This window comes from Pseudomonas sp. HLT2-19-2 (assembly GCF_054898005.1).
This window is the reverse complement of the sequence record NZ_CM142712.1, coordinates 1,974,948-1,994,143: the sequence shown is the minus strand read 5'-3', so window position 1 is coordinate 1,994,143 and position 19,196 is coordinate 1,974,948. Positions and strand designations below refer to the sequence as shown.

Sequence of the window (19,196 nt, the reverse complement as noted above, 5' to 3'; positions counted from 1 at the left end):
TCGGCTAGAATGGCCGCCTTGCCGTTGCCGAGCCTGCCATGAAACCTGTATTGCCCCACGCCCAGCTCGACTGGGACGACCAAGGGCTCCCGCGCTCGCGGGTGTTCAACGATGTGTATTTTTCCGATCTGTCGGGGTTGGACGAAACCCGCTACGTATTCCTTGAACAAAACGCTTTGCGTGAACGCTTCGCCGCATTACCGGCCGGCGGTCGACTGGTGATTGGCGAGACCGGTTTCGGCACCGGGCTGAACTTCCTTTGCGCCTGGCAGCTGTTTGAACAGCACGCGGTGGCCGGTGCGCGGCTGCATTTTGTCAGTGTCGAAAAGTACCCGCTGAGTGCACCGGATCTGCAACGGGCGCTTGCGCTGTGGCCGGAGCTCAAGCCGTTTGCCGATCAGTTACTTGCGCAGTACGTGGCGATCCATCAAGGCTTCCAGCGCCTGGTGCTGGATAACGGTCGCGTGACGTTGACCCTGTTGATCGGCGATGCATTGGAACAATTGCCGCAACTGGACGCGCAGATCGATGCCTGGTTTCTCGACGGTTTCGCCCCGGCGAAAAACCCTGACATGTGGACCGCCGAGCTGTTTGCCGAACTCGCCCGGCTGGCGGCGCCCGACTCGACCATCAGCACCTTCACCAGCACCGGCTGGGTGCGCCGCCTGCTGAATGCGGCGGGCTTCAAGATGAAGCGCACGCCAGGCATCGGCCATAAATGGGAGATCCTGCGGGGCGTGTTCCTCGGCTGGCCGCAAGAGGCAGCGCCGCCAACCGTGGCAAAACCGTGGTTTGCGCGGCCGACGCCGCTGACCGGCGAACGTCGAGCCCTGGTGATCGGTGCCGGCCTGGCCGGTTGCGCCAGCGCCGCCAGCCTGGCTGCGCGGGGCTGGCAGGTGAGTCTGCTGGAGCGTCACGATGCGCTGGCGCAGGAAGCCTCGGGCAATCCTCAGGGCGTGCTGTACCTCAAGCTTTCGGCCCACGGCACGGCGTTGTCGCAATTGATTGTCAGCGGTTTCGGTCACACCCGGCGCTTGCTTGAGCATTTGCATCGAGGTGTCGACTGGGACGATTGCGGGGTCTTGCAACTGGCCTTCAACGCCAAGGAAGCGGAGCGTCAGGCGCAATTGGCTTCAGCCTTTGCGCCTGATCTGGTGCACTTGCTCGATCAACCGCAAGCCGAGGCCCAGGCCGGCATCGCCCTGGAGCACGGCGGATTATTTTTCCCGGAAGGCGGCTGGGTTCATCCGCCAGCGTTGTGTCATTGGCAGGCGTCCTCGGCGAACATCCAGTGGCTGCCCCATCGCGATGTACTGGAACTGCGCAAGGTTGATGATCAGTGGCAGGCCTGGGACGGGGATGATTTGCTGGCCAGTGCCCCCGTGGTGATCCTGGCCGGCGCCGCCGAGATCAAGCGTTTTGCGCACAGCGCCGAAGTGCCCCTCAAACGCATTCGTGGCCAGATCACCCGACTGGCGCAAACACCTGAAAGCCAGAGCCTGGCCACCGTTGTCTGCGCCGAAGGCTATGTGGCGCCGGCTCGACTGGGCGAACACACGCTCGGCGCCAGCTTCGATTTCAAGAGCGATGACCTGACCCCGACCCTCGCCGAACACCTCGGCAACCTGGCCTTGCTCGAGGAAATCTCCCCGGACCTGGCCACTCGACTGCATGCTCAAGAACTGGACCCGCAGCAGCTTGAAGGACGCGCCGCGTTCCGCTGCACCAGCCCGGACTACCTGCCGATCGTCGGCCCGTTGGCCGAGCAAGGAGCGTTCGCCGACGCCTACGCCGTACTGAGCAAGGACGCTCGGCAAGTACCGGACATTCTCTGCCCCTGGCTTGAGGGTTTTTACGTCAACAGCGGCCACGGATCTCGCGGCCTGATCACCGCGCCACTGTCGGGTGAGTTGCTCGCAGCGTGGATCGAGAACGAACCTCTGCCCCTGCCCAGGGCGGTTTCCGAGGCCTGTCATCCCAACCGTTTTGCCGTGCGCCAATTGATCCGCGGAAAAGTCTGACGGCTCGCCTTATAACTTATCGTTCTAAAACTCCGGGGATTCAGCCGGGTCAGTTTCTGAGTACCCGCCATTTTTGGCGCGGTATCGATTGACCCTCCCCAACGGAAAAACCGGTAAGGACTTTATGTGCGGATTATCTGGAGAATTACGTTTTGACCATCAACCGGCCGACTTGGCCGCGATTGAGCGGATTACCCATCACCTGGCACCACGCGGCCCTGACGCGTGGGGTTTTCACAGTCAGGGGCCGATTGCCCTTGGCCATCGTCGCCTGAAAATCATGGACCTGTCGGACGGCTCGGCGCAGCCGATGGTCGACAATCAATTGGGCTTGTCCCTGGCCTTCAACGGCGCGATCTACAACTTCCCGGAATTGCGTACCGAGCTGGAAAGTCTGGGTTATGCCTTCTATTCCGGTGGTGACACCGAAGTGTTGCTCAAGGGCTATCACGCCTGGGGCGAAGCTTTGCTGCCCAAGCTCAACGGCATGTTCGCCTTCGCCATCTGGGAGCGCGACGCTAAACGCCTGTTCATCGCCCGCGACCGTCTCGGCGTGAAGCCGCTGTACCTGTCTCGCACCAGCCAGCGCCTGCGCTTTGCCTCGGCGCTACCGGCGTTGCTCAAGGGCGGCGACATCAATCCCATCCTCGATCCGGTGGCACTCAATCATTACCTGAATTTCCACGCCGTGGTCCCGGCGCCGCGCACCTTGCTGGCCGGCATCGAAAAACTGCCGCCGGCCACCTGGATGCGCATCGAAGCGGATGGCACCACCGAGCAGAAAACCTGGTGGACCCTGCCCTACGGACCACACGCCGACGAGATGAATCTGACACTCGAAGACTGGCGCGACCGTGTACTCGACAGCACCCGTGACGCGGTGGCGATCCGTCAACGTGCGGCGGTCGATGTCGGTGTGCTGCTTTCGGGCGGGGTCGATTCGAGCATGCTGGTCGGTCTGTTGCGTGAAGTCGGTGTGGAAAACCTGTCGACCTTCTCCATCGGTTTCCAGGATGCCGGCGGCGAGCGCGGCGACGAGTTCCAGTATTCGGACCTGATCGCCAAGCACTACGGCACGCAGCATCACCAACTGCGCATTGACGAAAAAGAGATCATCGAGCAACTGCCTGCGGCTTTCCGCGCCATGAGCGAACCGATGGTCAGTCATGACTGCATTGCTTTCTATCTGCTGTCCCGTGAAGTGGCCAAGCATTGCAAGGTGGTGCAAAGCGGCCAGGGTGCCGACGAGTTGTTCGCCGGTTATCACTGGTATCCACAAGTCGACGGTGCCGCCGATCCGTACGCGGCCTATCGCGATGCGTTTTTCGACCGCAGCTACGACGACTACGCCGCCACTGTGCAGCCGAAATGGCTGACAGCGAATGACGCGGCCGGTGACTTCGTCAAAGAACATTTCGCACAGCCCGGCGCCGATGCGGCGGTGGACAAGGCCCTGCGTCTGGACAGCACGATCATGCTGGTGGACGACCCGGTCAAACGCGTCGACAACATGACCATGGCCTGGGGCCTGGAAGCGCGCACGCCGTTTCTCGACTACCGCCTGGTGGAATTGTCGGCGCGCGTGCCGGGCAAATTCAAACTGCCGGACGGCGGCAAACAAGTCTTGAAAGAAGCCGCGCGGCTGGTCATTCCGAGTGAAGTGATCGACCGCAAGAAAGGCTACTTCCCGGTCCCCGGCCTGAAGCATCTGCAAGGCGATACGCTGAACTGGGTGCGCGAATTGCTGCTTGATCCGAGCCAGGATCGCGGCCTGTTCCAGCCAGAGATGCTCGACCGCCTGCTGACCGATCCGCAAGGCCAGTTGACCCCATTGCGCGGCTCCAAGCTGTGGCAATTGGCGGCGCTGAACCTGTGGCTCAGTGAACAAGGAATCTGATCGATGAAACCCCACGCCACGGCCTACAGCCAACGCTTGTTGCGCGGTCAGGCGCCCTCGTACGAACGCTTGCAGGCGCGTCTGGCCGAAGACGGCAGCGAATTGGGCGCCGCACCGATAGCCGTGCATTGCGGCTGGGGCCGGTTGCTGATCGGCCACACCTTCCCCGATGCGGCGAGCCTTGCCCAAGAGCTGCTCAACGAGCAGGCCGGCGAACGCGACATCGCCTTGTACGTGGCTGCGCCCCAGCAAGTGCTGGGGCTGGAGCCGGCCCAGTTGTTTCTCGACCCGTCCGACACCTTGCGTCTGTGGTTCAGCGATTACCGGCAGGCGACCCGCGTGTTCCGCGGCTTTCGCATTCGTCGTGCGCAAAGCGATATGGATTGGCAGGCGATCAATCAGCTGTACCAAGTGCGGGGCATGCTGCCGATCGACGCCAACTTGCTGACCCCACGTCATCTGGGCGGCCCGGTGTATTGGCTGGCCGAAGACGAAGACAGCGGCGCGATCATCGGCAGTGTCATGGGCCTCAATCATCACAAGGCGTTCAACGATCCAGAGAATGGCAGTAGCTTGTGGTGCCTGGCAGTTGATCCGCACTGTTCGCGACCGGGTGTCGGCGAAGTACTGGTGCGGCATTTGATCGAGCACTTCATGAGCCGTGGGCTGAGTTACCTGGACTTGTCAGTGCTGCATGACAACCGCCAAGCGAAAAGTCTTTACGCCAAGCTGGGGTTTCGCAACCTGTCGACCTTCGCCATCAAGCGCAAGAACGGGATCAATCAGTCGCTGTTTCTGGGCCCCGGTCCCGAAGCCGAATTCAACCCGTATGCGCGGATCATCGTAGATGAAGCCCATCGGCGCGGCATCGAAGTACAGGTCGATGACGCCGAGGCCGGTCTGTTCACCTTGGTGCATGGCAGTCGGCGTGTTCGTTGCCGTGAGTCACTGAGCGATCTGACCAGTGCAATTAGCATGACGTTGTGTCAGGACAAGAGCCTGACCCACAAGGTCTTGAAAAATGCCGGGCTGAACCTGCCGTCGCAGCAACTGGCCGGCAACGCCGATGACAATCTGGCCTTTCTCGACGAGCACGAACGCGTGGTGGTCAAACCGCTGGATGGCGAACAGGGCCAAGGCGTCGCGGTGGATCTGCGCACCATCGAAGAGGTGCTGCAAGCCATCGAATCCGCCCGCCAGTTCGACAGTCGCGTGCTGCTGGAGAGTTTCCACGAAGGCCTCGACTTGCGGATTCTGGTGATCGGTTTTGAGGTGGTCGCCGCGGCCATTCGCCGACCGGCAGAAGTGGTGGGCGATGGTCAGCATTCCATCGCTGAGCTGATCGAAGCCCAGAGCCGGCGTCGTCAGGCGGCTACCAGCGGTGAAAGCAAAATCCCCCTGGACGCTGAGACCGAGCGCACCTTGCACGCGGCGGGTTATGACTACAGCAGTATTCTGCCGGCCGGTGAGCATTTGTTCGTACGGCGTACAGCGAATCTTCATACCGGCGGCATTCTCGAGGATGTCACGGCGATCCTGCATCCGACCCTGGCGGACGCGGCAGTGCGCGCGGCGCGTGCGCTGGATATTCCGATGGTCGGGCTCGACCTGATGGTGCCCGCCGCCGATCAACCGGAGTATGTATTTATCGAAGCCAATGAGCGTGCCGGACTGGCCAACCATGAACCGCAGCAGACGGCCGAGCGATTTGTGGATTTGTTGTTTCCACATAGTCAGCCAGCGGCCTGACCATCCCCTTCATGATCGTTCCCACGTCGAGGCGTCGAACCGTCTGCGTGGGAACGACCAGGCCTCAACTCATCAGGAGTTTCCATGACCAGCAAAATTCCGGAACCGGATCTGAACTACCTGCAAAAAGTCCTGCTGGAAATGCTCGCCATTCCCAGCCCGACCGGGTTCACCGACACCATCGTGCGTTATGTCGCCGAGCGGCTTGAAGAGCTGGGCATTCCCTTTGAGATGACCCGCCGCGGCACCATCCGCGCCACTCTCAAGGGCAAGAAGAACAGCCCCGACCGTGCGGTCTCCGCCCACCTCGACACCATCGGTGCGGCGGTGCGCGCGATCAAGGACAACGGTCGTCTGACCCTGGCCCCCGTCGGTTGCTGGTCCAGCCGTTTTGCCGAGGGCAGCCGGGTCAGTCTGTTTACCGACAACGGCGTGATCCGTGGCAGCGTGCTGCCGCTGATGGCTTCCGGGCATGCGTTCAATACCGCCGTGGATGAAATGCCGATCAGTTGGGATCACATCGAACTGCGCCTGGATGCTTATTGCGCCACCCGTGCCGATTGCGACTCTCTGGGGATCAGCGTCGGTGATTTTGTCGCCTTCGACCCATTGCCGGAGTTCACCGAAAGCGGCCACATCAGCGCTCGACACCTCGACGACAAGGCCGGTGTGGCAGCCTTGTTGGCGGCGTTGAAAGCGATCGTCGACGGCGGCGAAGAGCTGATGATCGATTGCCATCCGCTGTTCACCATTACCGAGGAAACCGGCAGCGGCGCCGCGGCCGCATTACCTTGGGACGTCAGCGAATTCGTCGGCATCGACATTGCCCCGGTTGCGCCGGGCCAGCACTCCAGCGAACACGCCGTGAGCGTGGCGATGCAGGATTCCGGCGGACCTTATGACTATCACCTGTCGCGGCACCTGCTGCGACTGGCCAGTGACAACGAGTTGCCGGTGCGCCGCGACCTGTTCCGCTACTACTTCAGCGATGCCCATTCGGCGGTCACTGCCGGGCACGACATTCGCACCGCCCTGCTCGCCTTCGGCTGCGACGCCACTCACGGCTACGAACGTACCCACATCGACAGCCTTGCTGCGCTCAGTCGATTGCTCGGCGCCTACATCCTTAGTCCGCCGGTGTTTGCCAGCGATGCACAACCGGCCAAGGGCTCACTGGACCGGTTCAGCCATCAGATCGAACATGAGACGCAGATGGAAAGCGATACGCGGGTGCCGTCGGTGGATAGTCTGGTGGGGCAGCGCAACGATAACTAAGCGAACGCTGGTCCTGTGCGTTCAACCGCCGTAGCATCGCGACATTGTTTAGCCGAGGTGCCCATGCTCATTCCCCACGACCAACTTGAAGTCGACACCCTCACTCGCCTGATCGAGGATTTCGTAACCCGTGACGGTACGGACAACGGTGATGACACGCCGCTGGAAACCCGTGTTCTGCGGGTTCGCCAGGCACTGACCAAGGGCCAGGCGCTGATTGTCTTCGATCCAGACAGCGAGCAATGCCAGTTGATGCTCAAGCATGATGTGCCCAAGCACCTGTTCGACTGAGGCCTTCAGCGCCCTTTGTTTTTTGCCCGTTTGGCCTGGATGCGGTCGTAGACCTCCGCCCGGTGCACGCTGACGTTCTGCGGCGCTTCGACACCGAAGCGCACAGTGTTGCCGTTGACCGCGACAATGCGCACGGAAATGTCGTCACCGATGGAAATCAATTCGCCCACAACGCGACTGAGTACAAGCATGACATTCATCCTTCAGGGTTATCGGACCCTGAAGATGCCTCGCATGCAGCAGCTCTTCAATGCGCTGACAGACAATCAGTCCATCCCTACAGCGCAGGACGAACGCTTCCTAAGGAAACGTCTGACAAATCGATTGATTGAAGGACCGATCCTTCAGGAGGCGGAGAACCGCGGCCCGAAAAGGATGACGCTCGCCCCGATCACACACAACGCCACGCCGATCCAGTCCGAGCCCAGCGGACGAACCCGCTCGACCACCGCCAGCCAACCAATCGACGCAATGATGTAGATGCCACCATAAGCGGCGTAGGCGCGACCGGCGTAGGTCGCTTCGATGCGGGTCAGCAGCAGCGCGAACAAGGTCAGGCTGAGCAGAGCCGGCACCACCCACCAGGCGCTTTTGCCCTGGCGCAGCCACATCCAGAAGGCAAAGCATCCGGCGATTTCAAACAGTGCGGCAAGAAAAAACCACAGGTAATTGAGCATGCAAACGTCTCGCGAGGATGACCGATTGCGGCCACCCTAACGACGGTGTCGTGCACGGGCAAGCTCAGCCTGCGTTTTGTTTGGCCTTGGCGCGCATTTTGTCGGCCATGACGGTCATTTCGTCGTAGAGCAATTGCGGGTTCTTCTGCTTGAGCGCCCAGGCCATACGGCCCTGTTCGTGCGGCAGAATCATGAATTCCCCGGCGGCGACGTGCTGATAGATGTAATCGGCAATGTCGGCAGCGGTGATTGGCGAGCTTTCCAGCAACTTGCCGACCTGGGCTTTCATCGCCGGCGTCGGGCCACGGAAAGAGTCCAGCAGGTTGGTCTGGAAGAACGACGGGCAGACCACATGCACGCCCACTTCCTGCTGCGCCAATTCGATCAGCAGGCTTTCGGACAACGCCACCACCCCAGCCTTGGCCACGTTGTAGTTGCTCATGGCCGGGCCTTGCATCAGGGCTGCCATCGACGCGATGTTGATGATCTTGCCTTTGCTTTTTTCCAGCAGCGGCAGGAAGGCCTTGCAACCCTTGACCACGCCCATCAGGTTGATCGCGATTTGCCAGTCCCAGTCCTCCAGGGACAGCTCACTGAAGAACCCGCCCGAGGCAACGCCGGCGTTGTTGACGATGACATCGATGCCACCGAGTTTCTCTTCGCAAGCCTGAGCGAAGGCGGTCAGCTGGCTGTAATCGCGCACGTCGCAACGCTGAATAAAACCATCGCCACCGGCTTCGCGAACAAGCTTCAGGGTTTCCTGCAGACCGGGTTCGCTGACATCCGACAAGGCCAGCTGCCAGCCTTCACGCGCCCATCGCAGCGCGATTTCGCGACCTAAGCCCGAGCCCGCGCCAGTGATCATCATGCGATTTTGCATAGCAAACAGCCTTGTAGTTCCGGGGAAGATGCATCGAGTGTAGCGAAGGACAATGCCCGACCCACGCTCCATCAGATTGCTGAATGGCCCGAGCAAACCGCGGGAGCGTCTGAACCAACTAGAGTAATAAAAAAGAAATAAGCCTTTCTTCGAAAAACATTAAAAAAACTTGGAATTTTCTTTCATATGCGACAGTCGGATTTTGTAAGCAGCCTGGTTTATAGCATCCCGGCTGACAGTTAAACGCCAGGTATTCCAGAACACTTCCAACAAGGAAATAGACATGGGCACAATTCTTATCGTAATCCTGATCCTCTTGCTGATTGGTGGTCTGCCAGTGTTCCCGCACTCCAGAAGTTGGGGTTATGGCCCGTCGGGTATCATCGGCGTCGTGTTGGTGGTGCTGTTGATTCTGCTGTTGCTCGGCAAGATATAAAGGTTTAACCGGCAAAAAAAAGAGGCCCTTTTCAAGGGCCTCTTTTTTATTGCGTCAAGACTTAGTCCGGCTTGCCGTCAACCACACCGGCGGTGTTGTCGATCAGGCTCTTGGTCGCCGTTTGCAGGAACGCTTCGAGCTTGAGCTTCAGCTCAGCGGTACGCGGCGCATCCGCAACGATCTCGGCGTGAGGTGTCGCGCCCAGTTCGTACTGGTACAACTTCGGCGCCATTTCCTTTTCTTTCGGCAGCACCAGGATCTGATCGGCCGTGATGATGGCGGTGGTCTGCTCGCTACCCGACGGCTTGATCACGCCAAAACCGGGGTCACCTTCAGGCAGGTTAAGCAGGTCACGCCCCCAGCACTGATGACGCACTTCGCCACCAATACGACCCATGATGGTCGGCACGATGTCGATCTGAGTGCCCACGGTGTGGTCACGCTGGCCGAACTTCTCCTGGATGCCCGGTGCGATCATCAGCATCGGCACGTTGAAGCGGCCCAGGTCCATTCCGGTGATCTGACGCTCGTTGCCAAAACCGTGGTCTCCGACGATCACAAACAGGGTTTCCTTGAAATACGGCTCCTTGCGGGCCTTTTCAAAGAACTGACCCAGCGCCCAGTCCGCGTAACGCATGGCGGTCAAATGCTCGTTCAGACTACCGCGATCGGTGACAGGCTCGACCGGCAGTGGCGTCGGCAAGGCGTATGGCGTGTGGTTGGACAGGGTTTGCAGTAACGCATAGAACGGCTTGCCGTTTTCCCGCGCCTTGAGCTCGACCAGACCGCGGTCGAACATGTCCTGGTCGGACACGCCCCAGGTCGGATCGGAGAACACCGGGTTAACAAAGTCGTTACGACCAATGAAGTTGGTCATGCCCTGGCTGCTGAAGAAACCCGACTGGTTATCCCAGGCGAAGTCGCCGTTATAAACATACACGTCGTCATAGTCACGGGCACTGAGCAATTGCGGCAGGCCGGACAACTTGTGGCTGCCTTCCGGCGTCTGCATCAGGTATTCAAAACCCGGCAGATTCGGGAAGCATGCCATGGTTGCGAACATACCCTGGTGGGTATGGGTCCCGTTGGAGAAGAAGCGGTCGAACATCAGGCCTTCCTTCGACAGTTTGTCGAGGTACGGTGTGATGTTGCCCGGTGCGCCCAAGGCACCCACCGAGTGACCGGCCATGCTTTCCATCAGGATCACGACGACGTTCTTGATCGGCAGTGTCTTGTCGGCCGGCGGCGTGTAATCGCGACGCACTGCTGCGGTTTCGGTATCGACCAGCTTGTCGTCCGCCATCACCAGCATGTCACGCACCACTTTCTGCGCTTCAGGCTGTGGCAGGGTGGCCTTCCAGATGTTGTCGCGATTTTCGGACATCCGGCTCTTGGCCGCGGCGACCAACGACAATGTGCCGTTGAGGCCCAACTGGTTGGCGAAGTTCGAGTCGGTGGTGTAAACGTCCCCCCAACGCATTGGCGGGCCTTGACGCAACGTGCCGCGAGCAGCCACCACGCAGACCAGCAGGCAGACGACGAACACCGCGATGCGCGCATACCACGGGGCGATCTGGCGCGTGCCGATGCTGCCGCCGCTGAATGGACCACGAGGACGGGTGGCGCGGTCGGCGCCCTTGAACGCCAGGGTCAGGATCAACGTCCCCACGGCCCAGGCCAGCAGGTAGCGAACCACCGGGAAACCGTACCAGAGCATGCTCATCACGGTTTTCGGATCTTCCTTCACATACTGGAAGACCAGGCCGTTGAGGCGTTGGTGGAACTCGCGGTAGAAGTCCATCTCCATCAGGCCGAGGAACAGCGCGATGCTTGAGGCAATGGTCAGCCAGAAACGGAAGAACCCGCGTGCGGCCATCGCTCGGGCGCTGAACAGCGCCAGCAGCAACGGAATGCTCAGATAGACCACCAGACGCAGGTCGAAACGCAAACCGTTGGCGAACGCTTCGAAAAAGGTCGAGGCCGGGGTGTCGAGGATCATCTCACTGTTGTAAACCAGCAGCGCAACGCGCAGCAGGCTGAACATGACCATCATGACCAGGGCACACAGCAGCGTGTAGGCCAGATGCGATTTGACGGTCGGTTGCAGCAGGCGACTTGAAGCTCGCTGCTGATTCAGGGCGTCCGGGATTGCCATGTCGTTTTAGGACCCATTGGAAGTTGAAGTTTCAAAAAGACAGCTGCGCCCTGCCCTCTGTTGGCCAGTACTCGGCCCCGGGGCTTGCGCGGTGCGCAAATGTTGCACGATCAACCGCGGCATTGCCATTGATTACTGCCCGGCATGTTTGGCGCGGGCGAATTGTCTTGGAGACTTTGTGAAAATTTCGTGCAACGCGATATCCGGAAACAAAATAAAGTCCCCAGATCCTCATGCCCGTTAGTTCGGGGGCATATCCGTTTCTGCGGTAAAGGCGACTTAGCAACGGCAACAGCAAGATCAAAAGATCGCAGCCTCGCTGCGCTCGACAGCTCCTACAGGGAAATGCGTTCACTTGAAGCCAGGCCGGCCGGTAGGCCGCCTCGCTTTGGCGTTTGCGGTGCACGCCCCCTCGAGAGGCCGAGTGGAGGTTCTGCGCAGTGGGCAACCCGGCATGGATGCCGGGTTAGCCGCCCCCGGCCATGGATGGCCGATGGCGGCGGGCCCACGGAGCAGGACCACTTTGGGATTCTTTTCCAAAGTGACCTGCCGTAAGGGCGGAACCCTAAGCAGCCATTACCGCAGAAACGGATATGTACCCCAATCAAAAGAGCGCCGCAGTTACTTCTCGGCGCGTTCTTTCAGGGCTTTCAGGGTATTGAACGGCGCATCGACCACAAACTTGTTGGCGACCATCGACGGTATGCTACCGCCCGGCTCAGTGTGCACCTGATAGGTCACTTCGATCTGGTCACCCTTGGGCACGAACTTCCAGAAACCATCGACCTTGGTCACCCGCACAAAGCCTTTTTCCTCAGGAATGTACTTCGGCACGCCTTCGAGTTTACGGGTCAGGCTGCCATCGGCACCCTCGACGGTGGTCACATGCAACACCGAGTCACGCGCGGTGACCGGCCAAGGGGTATTGAATTGAGTGTAGGTCCAGCTCTGATCGCCTTCGTGCTTGAGCAGCTTCTGGGTTTTGCATTCGTGAATCCAGACGCAGGCGCCTGGCACGTCTTCCTGCAATGCACGCAGTTTGGCCATGGTGGTCTTCATCAGTGTGACGCCACGGTAGGCCTTGTAATCGGAGCCGGCCACCTCGCTCAAGGAGATCTTGATGCCGTCCTGTTCCTTGGCGACTTTCCAGTCTTCGGCCTGAGCAGCCGTGGTGGCGAGCATTACCGTCAAACCACACAGCACAGCCATACGATGCAGCGAACCCATAATCTCATTCCTTATTGTTGAAGTTCCGTTCGTTGTACACATCACGCAGCCGTCATTTTCTCCCACCAACCCAACAATTTGATCGCTTCGTCACTGCTGCTTCCGCAGACTTCAGTGTCGGCTTCGAACGCCGAACACACGGCAGGACGTTCCGGTTTGCCGAAAACACTGCACAGGTTTTCGGCAGAGAGTTGTATGCAACGTTCTCCGGCGGCTTTGCCCTTGGGCATGCCGGGAATCGGTGAACTGATGGAAGGGGCAATGCAACAGGCGCCACAGTCTTCACGGCATTTCATGACGACGAGCTCCTCGCGACGGGCGATGTGTTAATGGACGTGGCAAAGAGTAACCGCTAAAACGCTTGTTTAAAATTGCCTGGACCCAAGTTTTTTCGCTCAAACGAGCGTTACTGACCAGTCTCCGACAAAGCGTCTGGCCAGCGGGTCACCGATGGGAAGAAATTATCGTTTGAACTCGAATTCCAGGGCTGCGCCTTCGACTTCATAGCGCTCTTCGTTACGCAGCTGCAACTGCATTTCGTTGCTGATAAGCCTTCCATTGAGCTGAAACGGAGTGCTGCCGGCCTTGTCACCAAACATTTGCGGCAATACCGCATCGTGCCGTGGCAACGCTACCGTACCGATCGGTTTCAGCTCCTCGGCCATGTCCTCGGGCAGGCTCAAATCCAGATCAGCCGAAGGAAGCTTGGTTTTCACGACCTCACTGGCGGGTTTGGACTTGGAGGCAATCGGCGGTCGTTTTTTCACCGGGGCCGCTTTCTTTTTGACCGGCACGGCTTTTTTGCCGGGAGCCGGGTTTTTCGATGTGGCGCTGGCTGCCGGCTTTTCCTGAACGGAAGCCGCCATGACGCCTTCGGCCTGGAAGGTCATCAGCAGGCAGATCGAAAGCCAGACGGCGGGGAAAATCGATTTCATGGACCCAACGGCGCAACGGCAGGAGGCCATATGCTCGCCTGTTGCAGGCAACATGACAAGCACGGACAGGAATAACCTGCCAGCCCCGTCACAGGCCGCCGGTCATCTCCTGGCAGAGCTGGGTGGCCAGCATGCCCAGGGTCATCAATGCACGCTCGGCTTCACGGTTCCAGGGTGTGCCGCAGTTCAGTCGAATGCAGTGATTGAACTGCTCGGTGTTACTGAAAATCAGCCCCGGCGCGATACTGATGCCCTGCTGCAACGCACGAACGTGCAGCTCCTGAGTGTTGACCCGCCCCGGCAGACTGACCCAAAGAATGAAGCCGCCGGTAGGCCGGGTCATCTGCGTGCCTTCCGGGAAGTATTGCTGCACGGCCAGCTGGAAAGCGCTGAGGTTCTTGCGGTACTCCTGACGGATGTAGCGCAAATGCCGGTCGTAACCACCATTCTCCAGATAGGCCGCAATGCCCATTTGTGTGACGCTGCAAGCCGAATGAGTACTGAACGTCTGCAAACGCTGGATTTCCTGCTGGTACTTGCCGGCAATCATCCAGCCGATCCGCACGCCCGGGGACAGGGTTTTGGAGAAACTTGAGCAGTAGATCACCCGGTCCAGCCGATCGTAGGCTTTAAGCGACTTGGTGCGACCCTGCTCGAACATCAACTCGCCGTAGATATCGTCCTCGACGATCTGAATGTCGAAATCCGAGGCCAGGCGCAGCAGCTGTTTCTGCCGCTCTTCGGGCATGGTGCCGCCCAGCGGATTGCTCAAGCGAGTGGTGAGCACAAGCGCCTTGATCGACCACTGGTTGGCTGCCAATTGCAGGGCTTCGAGGCTCATGCCGGTCGCCGGGTCGCTCGGGATCTCGATGACTTTGAGGCCCAGCAGGTCGGCCAGTTGCAGCAAACCGTAATAAGTCGGTGACTCGGCGGCGATCAGGTCGCCCGGCCGGGTCAGCACGCGCAGCGACATCTGCAAGGCATCGACGCAGCCGTGGGTAATCACCACTTCCGACGGATCGACCACTACGCCGGCATCGCGCATGCGAATCGCAACCTGACGGCGCAATGGCTCGAAGCCGGGGCTGAACATGTAGCTGAAGGCACGCGGGCTATGGAAACGGGTGACCTTGGCCAATTGCTGATGCAGCGCCCGCACCGGCAGATAATCGACGCTCGGCACGGCCGCGCCCAAAGGGAACACACCTTCGCGGCGAGATTCGACCAAGACTTGTTGAATGATGCTGCTGCGAGTGACCAGACCGGGACGTTCGACCCGGGCGATGTCCGGTGTCGGCGCGGTCAGGGCCGGGGTCTGGTGCACGTAGTAACCCGACTGCGGCCGGGCGCGAATCAGCCCCTGATCCTCGAGGTTGGCGTAAGCCTGCAACACCGTCGCATGGCTGACGTTAAGCTGCGAGCTCATTTTGCGCACCGAAGGCACGCGCTCCCCTGGTTGATAGACGCCACGGCGGATGTCTTCGGCCAGTTGCTGAGCAATACGTTGGTAGAGCAAGAGATTGGTCATGACGCAGCACTCGATTTCACGGGCATTTTATTCTTGTGTGAAACAATACCGGAACAGTTTAGAAGTGTACTGGGACAGTTGCCACAATAGTCGACCGTACAGTGCATTGTCAGCAAAAACTGTACTGCTTTTATTGGCCCGGCGAGAGGTAAATGGCAGGCACAAAAAAACCCGGCGCTGACTGGCAGGCCGGGTTGTAGGAGCTGTCGAGTGAAACGAGGTTGCGATCTTTCCAGGCCCAATTGAGTATCAAGAGCAAGATCAAAAGTTCGCAGGCTCCGCCAGCTCCTACCGGGCAGCGCCGAGCAGGCCTTTTGCGTCGGAGAACACAATTTCTACCCGACGGTTCTGTGCCCGGCCCCGTTCGGAGGCGTTCACGTCCACCGGGTATTCATCGCCATACCCTTCGACCTGGATGCGTTTGTCGTCGATGCCCAGATCCATCAGCACGTTCGCTACCGATTGCGCACGGTCGCGAGACAGCTTGAGATTTTCCTGCTTGCCGCCGGTACTGTCGGCGTAGCCTTCGATGCGCACCACACGCTTGGGGTTGAGCTGCAGGAACTGCACAATCTTTAGCACCACGCGGTTCGCCGAGTTTTTCAACTCTGCTTCGCCCGTATCGAACAGCACATCGCCCAAGGTCATCACCAGACCGCGATCGGTCTGGGTGGTCGCCAGCGCGACAATCTGTTCTTCGAGCCATTTGCCCTGCTGCTGCACGCTGAGCAATTTGGATTCGCGCAGGGCCAGCTGCAGGCGCTGACGCTCCAGTTCGAGCTTCGCTGCACGTTCTTCGTTGAGCACCTGATTGGTGTGTTCACGCGCGATTTCGCTGTAGCGCTCACTCAGGTAAGCGTAATGCCGCACGTCCGATCCACTGCCCCAGTAGCTGGTCAGACGATCGGCGCGGGCCAGCGACTCCCCCGCGCGAATCACGTCCTTGGGCGCAATACGCAGCACGTTGGAGTCTTCCTTGACCTTCTGGAAGTCAGTACTGGCTTGCTGCAACACGGCCTCGCTGTGCTGGCCGGCACATCCATAGAGACTTACGCAGCCTGCCAGAATCAAACCGCCGAGCGCTTTGGTCTTGAGGCTCATTGGGCATCTCCCAGTTGCTTGCGCAGGCGAGTAATGCGGGTATTGAGCACGTTCAACTGCTCCTCGCTCTTGAGGGTCAGAACCCGGGCTTCGGCCAGACGCGCGTCCAGCTCAGCCTGCTCAGCCCGCATGCGCGCATGTTTGTAGGACTGATCGGTCATGTCGCCTTGGGCACGGGCGAACTTGTCTTCGGCCAGCTTCAGTTCCGGCACATCGGTGGTGGTGGCGCCCACGGCTTTGGCTTGTACCAGTGCCTGTTCGGTCAGGCGAATTTGTTCATTCGGCGCCGGATCGGCTGCACAACCCGCCAGAGCCAGAACGGCCAGGGCAGCGAAAAGAGGTCGAATACTCACTAAAAATCCCTACTGTTTTGGGGTACTGACGGGTTGTGGCGGCGATTGCTGCTGTTGCGCCTTCCAGCGCTCGATATTGCGTTGCAGCACGGCTTCCGTCAGTCCGGACGCGGGCAATTCTGTCATCTTTTTGGCCAGCTGTCCGCGCAACCACGGATCGTTGCAGGCTGAGTTGTGGGAAACCGCGAGGAACAGGCCGGGTTTGTCGATCGGTTGTGGTCGGGCGATCAGGTCGTTGGACAGGTTAAGTGTCTGCGCAGCAGCCATGCCCGAGTAGCGTCCGGCAAGGACAAATTCCACCTCGCCCAGCAGTAATTTCTGAAAGGCCTGGGTCAGGTTAGGCGTACGTGCGAGGGTCAATTGCTGCTCGGCGAACGTGCCGAATGCCGGGGTCATACGAGACTTTTCCGACAACGCGCCGGGATGACCGTGAAGGTCCTGCGCTTCGTTGTAGACCAGCGTCGAGTCTTTGCGGGTCCAGACCAGGTAATCGTTTTCCAATAACGGTGGATGAATGTAATCCAGAGTTTCCAGTTCACTGACCGTCAATGACGCATCCGCCAGCATGTCCATGCGCCCACTGCGCACTTCGTCCAGGGCCTGGGAACGTTTGCCGGCGTAAAGCAGTTCGACCTTGATCCCCAGCTCCCCCGCCACTTGCTGCAACAGGTCAGCACTGGCGCCGATCAGGTGCTTGGGGTTTTGCGGGTCTTGCCACAGGTACGGTGGCGCATCCGGGCCGCCAGTCACCACCAGGCGTTCGCACTTGCCGGCAGCATTGGACAACATCGGCAACATTGTCAGACCCAGCAGTAATGACCAGCCACCCACGCGGCGCAGATCCATGGCAACACTCTCCCACTCAAATCCGGAACAAAAAAAAGCCCGACCAAAAGGTCGGGCTCTTTATAAGTCAGGCCGCTGGATTAGACCAGCTTCTCAAACTCAGGGATGGCTTCGAAAAGGTCCGCCACCAGGCCGTAATCGGCCACCTGGAAGATCGGCGCTTCTTCGTCCTTGTTGATCGCAACGATCACTTTGGAGTCTTTCATGCCGGCCAGGTGCTGGATCGCGCCGGAGATACCGACGGCGATGTACAGCTGTGGAGCAACGATCTTGCCGGTCTGACCGACCTGCATGTCGTTGGGTACAAAACCTGCGTCGACCGCGGCGCGGGAAGCACCGACGGCAGCGCCCAGCTTGTCGGCCAGGGCGTACAGGTGTTTGAAGTTATCGCCGTTCTGCATGCCGCGACCGCCGGAAACGACGATCTTGGCAGCGGTCAGTTCCGGACGATCGGACTTGGCCAATTCTTCGCCGACGAAGCTCGAAGTGCCCGCGTCGTGAGCAGCCGCAACGGCTTCAACAGCCGCCGAACCACCTTCAGCAGAAACCGGGTCGAAACCGGTGGCGCGAACGGTGATCACTTTGACCGCAGCGTTCGACTGAACGGTCGCGATAGCGTTACCGGCGTAGATCGGGCGCTTGAACGTGTCAGCGCTTTCGACCGAGATGATCTCGGAGATCTGGTCAACGTCCAGCTGAGCGGCAACGCGCGGCAGGATGTTTTTGCCGTTGGAGGTAGCGGCAGCCAGGATGTGGCTGTAGCCCTTGCCCAACTCGACGACCAGCGGCGCTACGTTTTCCGGCAGTTGGTGAGCGTAGGCGGCGTTATCGGCCACCAGCACTTTAGCAACGCCAGCGATTTTCGCAGCAGCTTCAGCCACGGCGCCAACGTTCTGGCCAGCGACCAGTACGTGGATGTCGCCACCGATTTTCGCAGCGGCAGCCACGGTGTTCAGGGTGGCCGGGGCCACTACCTTGTTGTCGTGTTCTGCGATTACCAAGATAGTCATGATTAGATTACCTTCGCTTCGTTTTTCAGTTTCTCGACCAGTTCAGCCACCGACTTGACCTTGATACCCGCGCTACGTGCAGCTGGCGCTTCGACTTTCACGGTCTTGTTGGTGGAGGCGGTGGAAACGCCCAAAGCGTCCGGAGTCAGCACTTCGAGAGGCTTCTTCTTGGCTTTCATGATGTTTGGCAGGGACGCATAGCGCGGCTCGTTCAAACGCAGGTCGGTGGTGACGATGGCCGGCAGTTTCAGGGAAACCGTCTGCGCGCCGCCGTCGACTTCGCGAGTCACGGCAACGCTGTCGCCGCTGACTTCGACTTTGGACGCGAACGTGCCCTGACCGTAGCCGCTCAATGCTGCGAGCATCTGGCCAGTCTGGTTGTTGTCGCTGTCGATGGCTTGTTTGCCAAGGATCACCATCTGAGGCTGTTCCTTGTCGACAACGGCTTTCAACAGTTTGGCAACGGCCAGGGAGGTCAGATCTTCGGCGGATTCGACGAGGATGGCGCGGTCGGCACCCAGAGCCAGCGCGGTGCGCAGTTGCTCTTGAGCGGTAGACGGGCCGATGGAGACGACGACGATTTCAGTCGCAACACCTTTCTCTTTCAGGCGTACGGCTTCTTCCACTGCGATTTCGCAGAACGGGTTCATCGACATCTTCACGTTGGCGAGGTCGACGCCGGAATTGTCCGCCTTGACGCGAACCTTGACGTTGTAATCCACAACGCGTTTGACAGCTACAAGAACCTTCATGGATTCCTCGTTACTCTCCGGTGAAAAGAAGTCGCCTAGGCGAACCTGGCGGTTTGATGCTCA

General features: G+C 59.6%; 19 protein-coding genes. 6 read left to right on the top strand and 13 right to left on the bottom strand.

Annotation, left to right across the window (positions count from 1 at the left end; all coding sequences use genetic code 11):
* Positions 1 to 38 precede the first annotated feature (38 nt).
* From mnmC to ACYZTU_RS09260, 5 genes are all read left to right on the top strand, one after another.
* Entirely contained in the window at positions 39 to 2,021 is a 1,983-nt protein-coding gene (gene mnmC / locus ACYZTU_RS09280) for a bifunctional tRNA (5-methylaminomethyl-2-thiouridine)(34)-methyltransferase MnmC2/FAD-dependent 5-carboxymethylaminomethyl-2-thiouridine(34) oxidoreductase MnmC1 (protein WP_461969597.1), read from the top strand.
* A gap of 124 nt (positions 2,022 to 2,145) precedes the next feature.
* Entirely contained in the window at positions 2,146 to 3,918 is a 1,773-nt protein-coding gene (locus ACYZTU_RS09275; RefSeq protein ID WP_461969595.1) for an N-acetylglutaminylglutamine amidotransferase, read from the top strand.
* 3 nt (positions 3,919 to 3,921) lie between these two features.
* Positions 3,922 to 5,667: an N-acetylglutaminylglutamine synthetase gene (gene ngg, locus ACYZTU_RS09270; RefSeq protein WP_461969593.1), complete on the top strand. Its 1,746-nt coding sequence runs from the start codon at positions 3,922 to 3,924 to the stop codon at positions 5,665 to 5,667.
* Between the two features lie 84 nt (positions 5,668 to 5,751).
* Positions 5,752 to 6,942 carry an osmoprotectant NAGGN system M42 family peptidase gene (locus ACYZTU_RS09265; RefSeq protein ID WP_461969591.1) on the top strand — a complete coding sequence of 397 codons (1,191 nt, stop codon included), beginning with the start codon at positions 5,752 to 5,754 and terminating at the stop codon, positions 6,940 to 6,942.
* A gap of 63 nt (positions 6,943 to 7,005) precedes the next feature.
* Positions 7,006 to 7,233: a YheU family protein gene (locus ACYZTU_RS09260; RefSeq protein ID WP_025212539.1), complete on the top strand. Its 228-nt coding sequence runs from the start codon at positions 7,006 to 7,008 to the stop codon at positions 7,231 to 7,233.
* A gap of 5 nt (positions 7,234 to 7,238) precedes the next feature.
* On the opposite strand, the gene csrA is transcribed toward ACYZTU_RS09260, so the two are convergent.
* From csrA to ACYZTU_RS09245, 3 genes are all read right to left on the bottom strand, one after another.
* Positions 7,239 to 7,424 (bottom strand): carbon storage regulator CsrA, encoded by a 186-nt coding sequence (csrA, locus tag ACYZTU_RS09255; protein WP_282481278.1) that lies wholly within the window; start codon positions 7,422 to 7,424, stop codon positions 7,239 to 7,241.
* Between the two features lie 153 nt (positions 7,425 to 7,577).
* Positions 7,578 to 7,910, bottom strand: coding sequence for a YnfA family protein (locus ACYZTU_RS09250; RefSeq protein WP_449644096.1), 333 nt, complete (start codon positions 7,908 to 7,910; stop codon positions 7,578 to 7,580).
* 64 nt (positions 7,911 to 7,974) lie between these two features.
* Entirely contained in the window at positions 7,975 to 8,790 is an 816-nt protein-coding gene (locus ACYZTU_RS09245; protein ID WP_461969589.1) for an SDR family oxidoreductase, read from the bottom strand.
* Between the two features lie 277 nt (positions 8,791 to 9,067).
* Between ACYZTU_RS09245 and ACYZTU_RS09240 the strand changes: the two genes are divergently transcribed.
* Complete coding sequence (locus ACYZTU_RS09240) at positions 9,068 to 9,226, top strand: DUF3309 family protein (RefSeq protein ID WP_172901242.1); 159 nt, start codon at positions 9,068 to 9,070, stop codon at positions 9,224 to 9,226.
* A 61-nt stretch (positions 9,227 to 9,287) separates the two neighbouring features.
* Here ACYZTU_RS09240 and ACYZTU_RS09235 read toward each other — a convergent pair whose 3' ends face one another.
* From ACYZTU_RS09235 to ACYZTU_RS09190, 10 genes are all read right to left on the bottom strand, one after another.
* Complete coding sequence (locus ACYZTU_RS09235; protein WP_461969587.1) at positions 9,288 to 11,381, bottom strand: LTA synthase family protein; 2,094 nt, start codon at positions 11,379 to 11,381, stop codon at positions 9,288 to 9,290.
* Between the two features lie 621 nt (positions 11,382 to 12,002).
* Positions 12,003 to 12,608 (bottom strand): START domain-containing protein, encoded by a 606-nt coding sequence (locus tag ACYZTU_RS09230; protein WP_461969585.1) that lies wholly within the window; start codon positions 12,606 to 12,608, stop codon positions 12,003 to 12,005.
* 41 nt (positions 12,609 to 12,649) lie between these two features.
* Entirely contained in the window at positions 12,650 to 12,904 is a 255-nt protein-coding gene (locus ACYZTU_RS09225) for a YkgJ family cysteine cluster protein (protein ID WP_461969583.1), read from the bottom strand.
* A 165-nt stretch (positions 12,905 to 13,069) separates the two neighbouring features.
* A complete protein-coding gene (locus tag ACYZTU_RS09220) occupies positions 13,070 to 13,543 on the bottom strand; it encodes a translation initiation factor 2 (RefSeq protein WP_461969581.1) in 474 nt (157 codons plus the stop codon).
* Between the two features lie 88 nt (positions 13,544 to 13,631).
* Positions 13,632 to 15,071, bottom strand: a complete 1,440-nt coding sequence (locus ACYZTU_RS09215; RefSeq protein WP_461969579.1) for an aminotransferase-like domain-containing protein — start codon at positions 15,069 to 15,071, stop codon at positions 13,632 to 13,634.
* A 288-nt stretch (positions 15,072 to 15,359) separates the two neighbouring features.
* Positions 15,360 to 16,172 (bottom strand): OmpA family protein, encoded by an 813-nt coding sequence (locus ACYZTU_RS09210; protein ID WP_461969578.1) that lies wholly within the window; start codon positions 16,170 to 16,172, stop codon positions 15,360 to 15,362.
* Complete coding sequence (locus tag ACYZTU_RS09205) at positions 16,169 to 16,525, bottom strand: DUF4398 domain-containing protein (RefSeq protein WP_461969576.1); 357 nt, start codon at positions 16,523 to 16,525, stop codon at positions 16,169 to 16,171. The genes ACYZTU_RS09210 and ACYZTU_RS09205 overlap by 4 nt, the downstream gene beginning before the upstream one ends.
* A gap of 9 nt (positions 16,526 to 16,534) precedes the next feature.
* Positions 16,535 to 17,371, bottom strand: a complete 837-nt coding sequence (locus ACYZTU_RS09200) for a substrate-binding periplasmic protein (RefSeq protein ID WP_461969574.1) — start codon at positions 17,369 to 17,371, stop codon at positions 16,535 to 16,537.
* A gap of 80 nt (positions 17,372 to 17,451) precedes the next feature.
* Positions 17,452 to 18,381, bottom strand: coding sequence for an electron transfer flavoprotein subunit alpha/FixB family protein (locus ACYZTU_RS09195; protein ID WP_461969572.1), 930 nt, complete (start codon positions 18,379 to 18,381; stop codon positions 17,452 to 17,454).
* A 2-nt stretch (positions 18,382 to 18,383) separates the two neighbouring features.
* On the bottom strand, positions 18,384 to 19,133 hold the full coding sequence (locus tag ACYZTU_RS09190; protein ID WP_461969570.1) for an electron transfer flavoprotein subunit beta/FixA family protein: 750 nt from the start codon (positions 19,131 to 19,133) through the stop codon (positions 18,384 to 18,386).
* Positions 19,134 to 19,196: the final 63 nt, after the last annotated feature.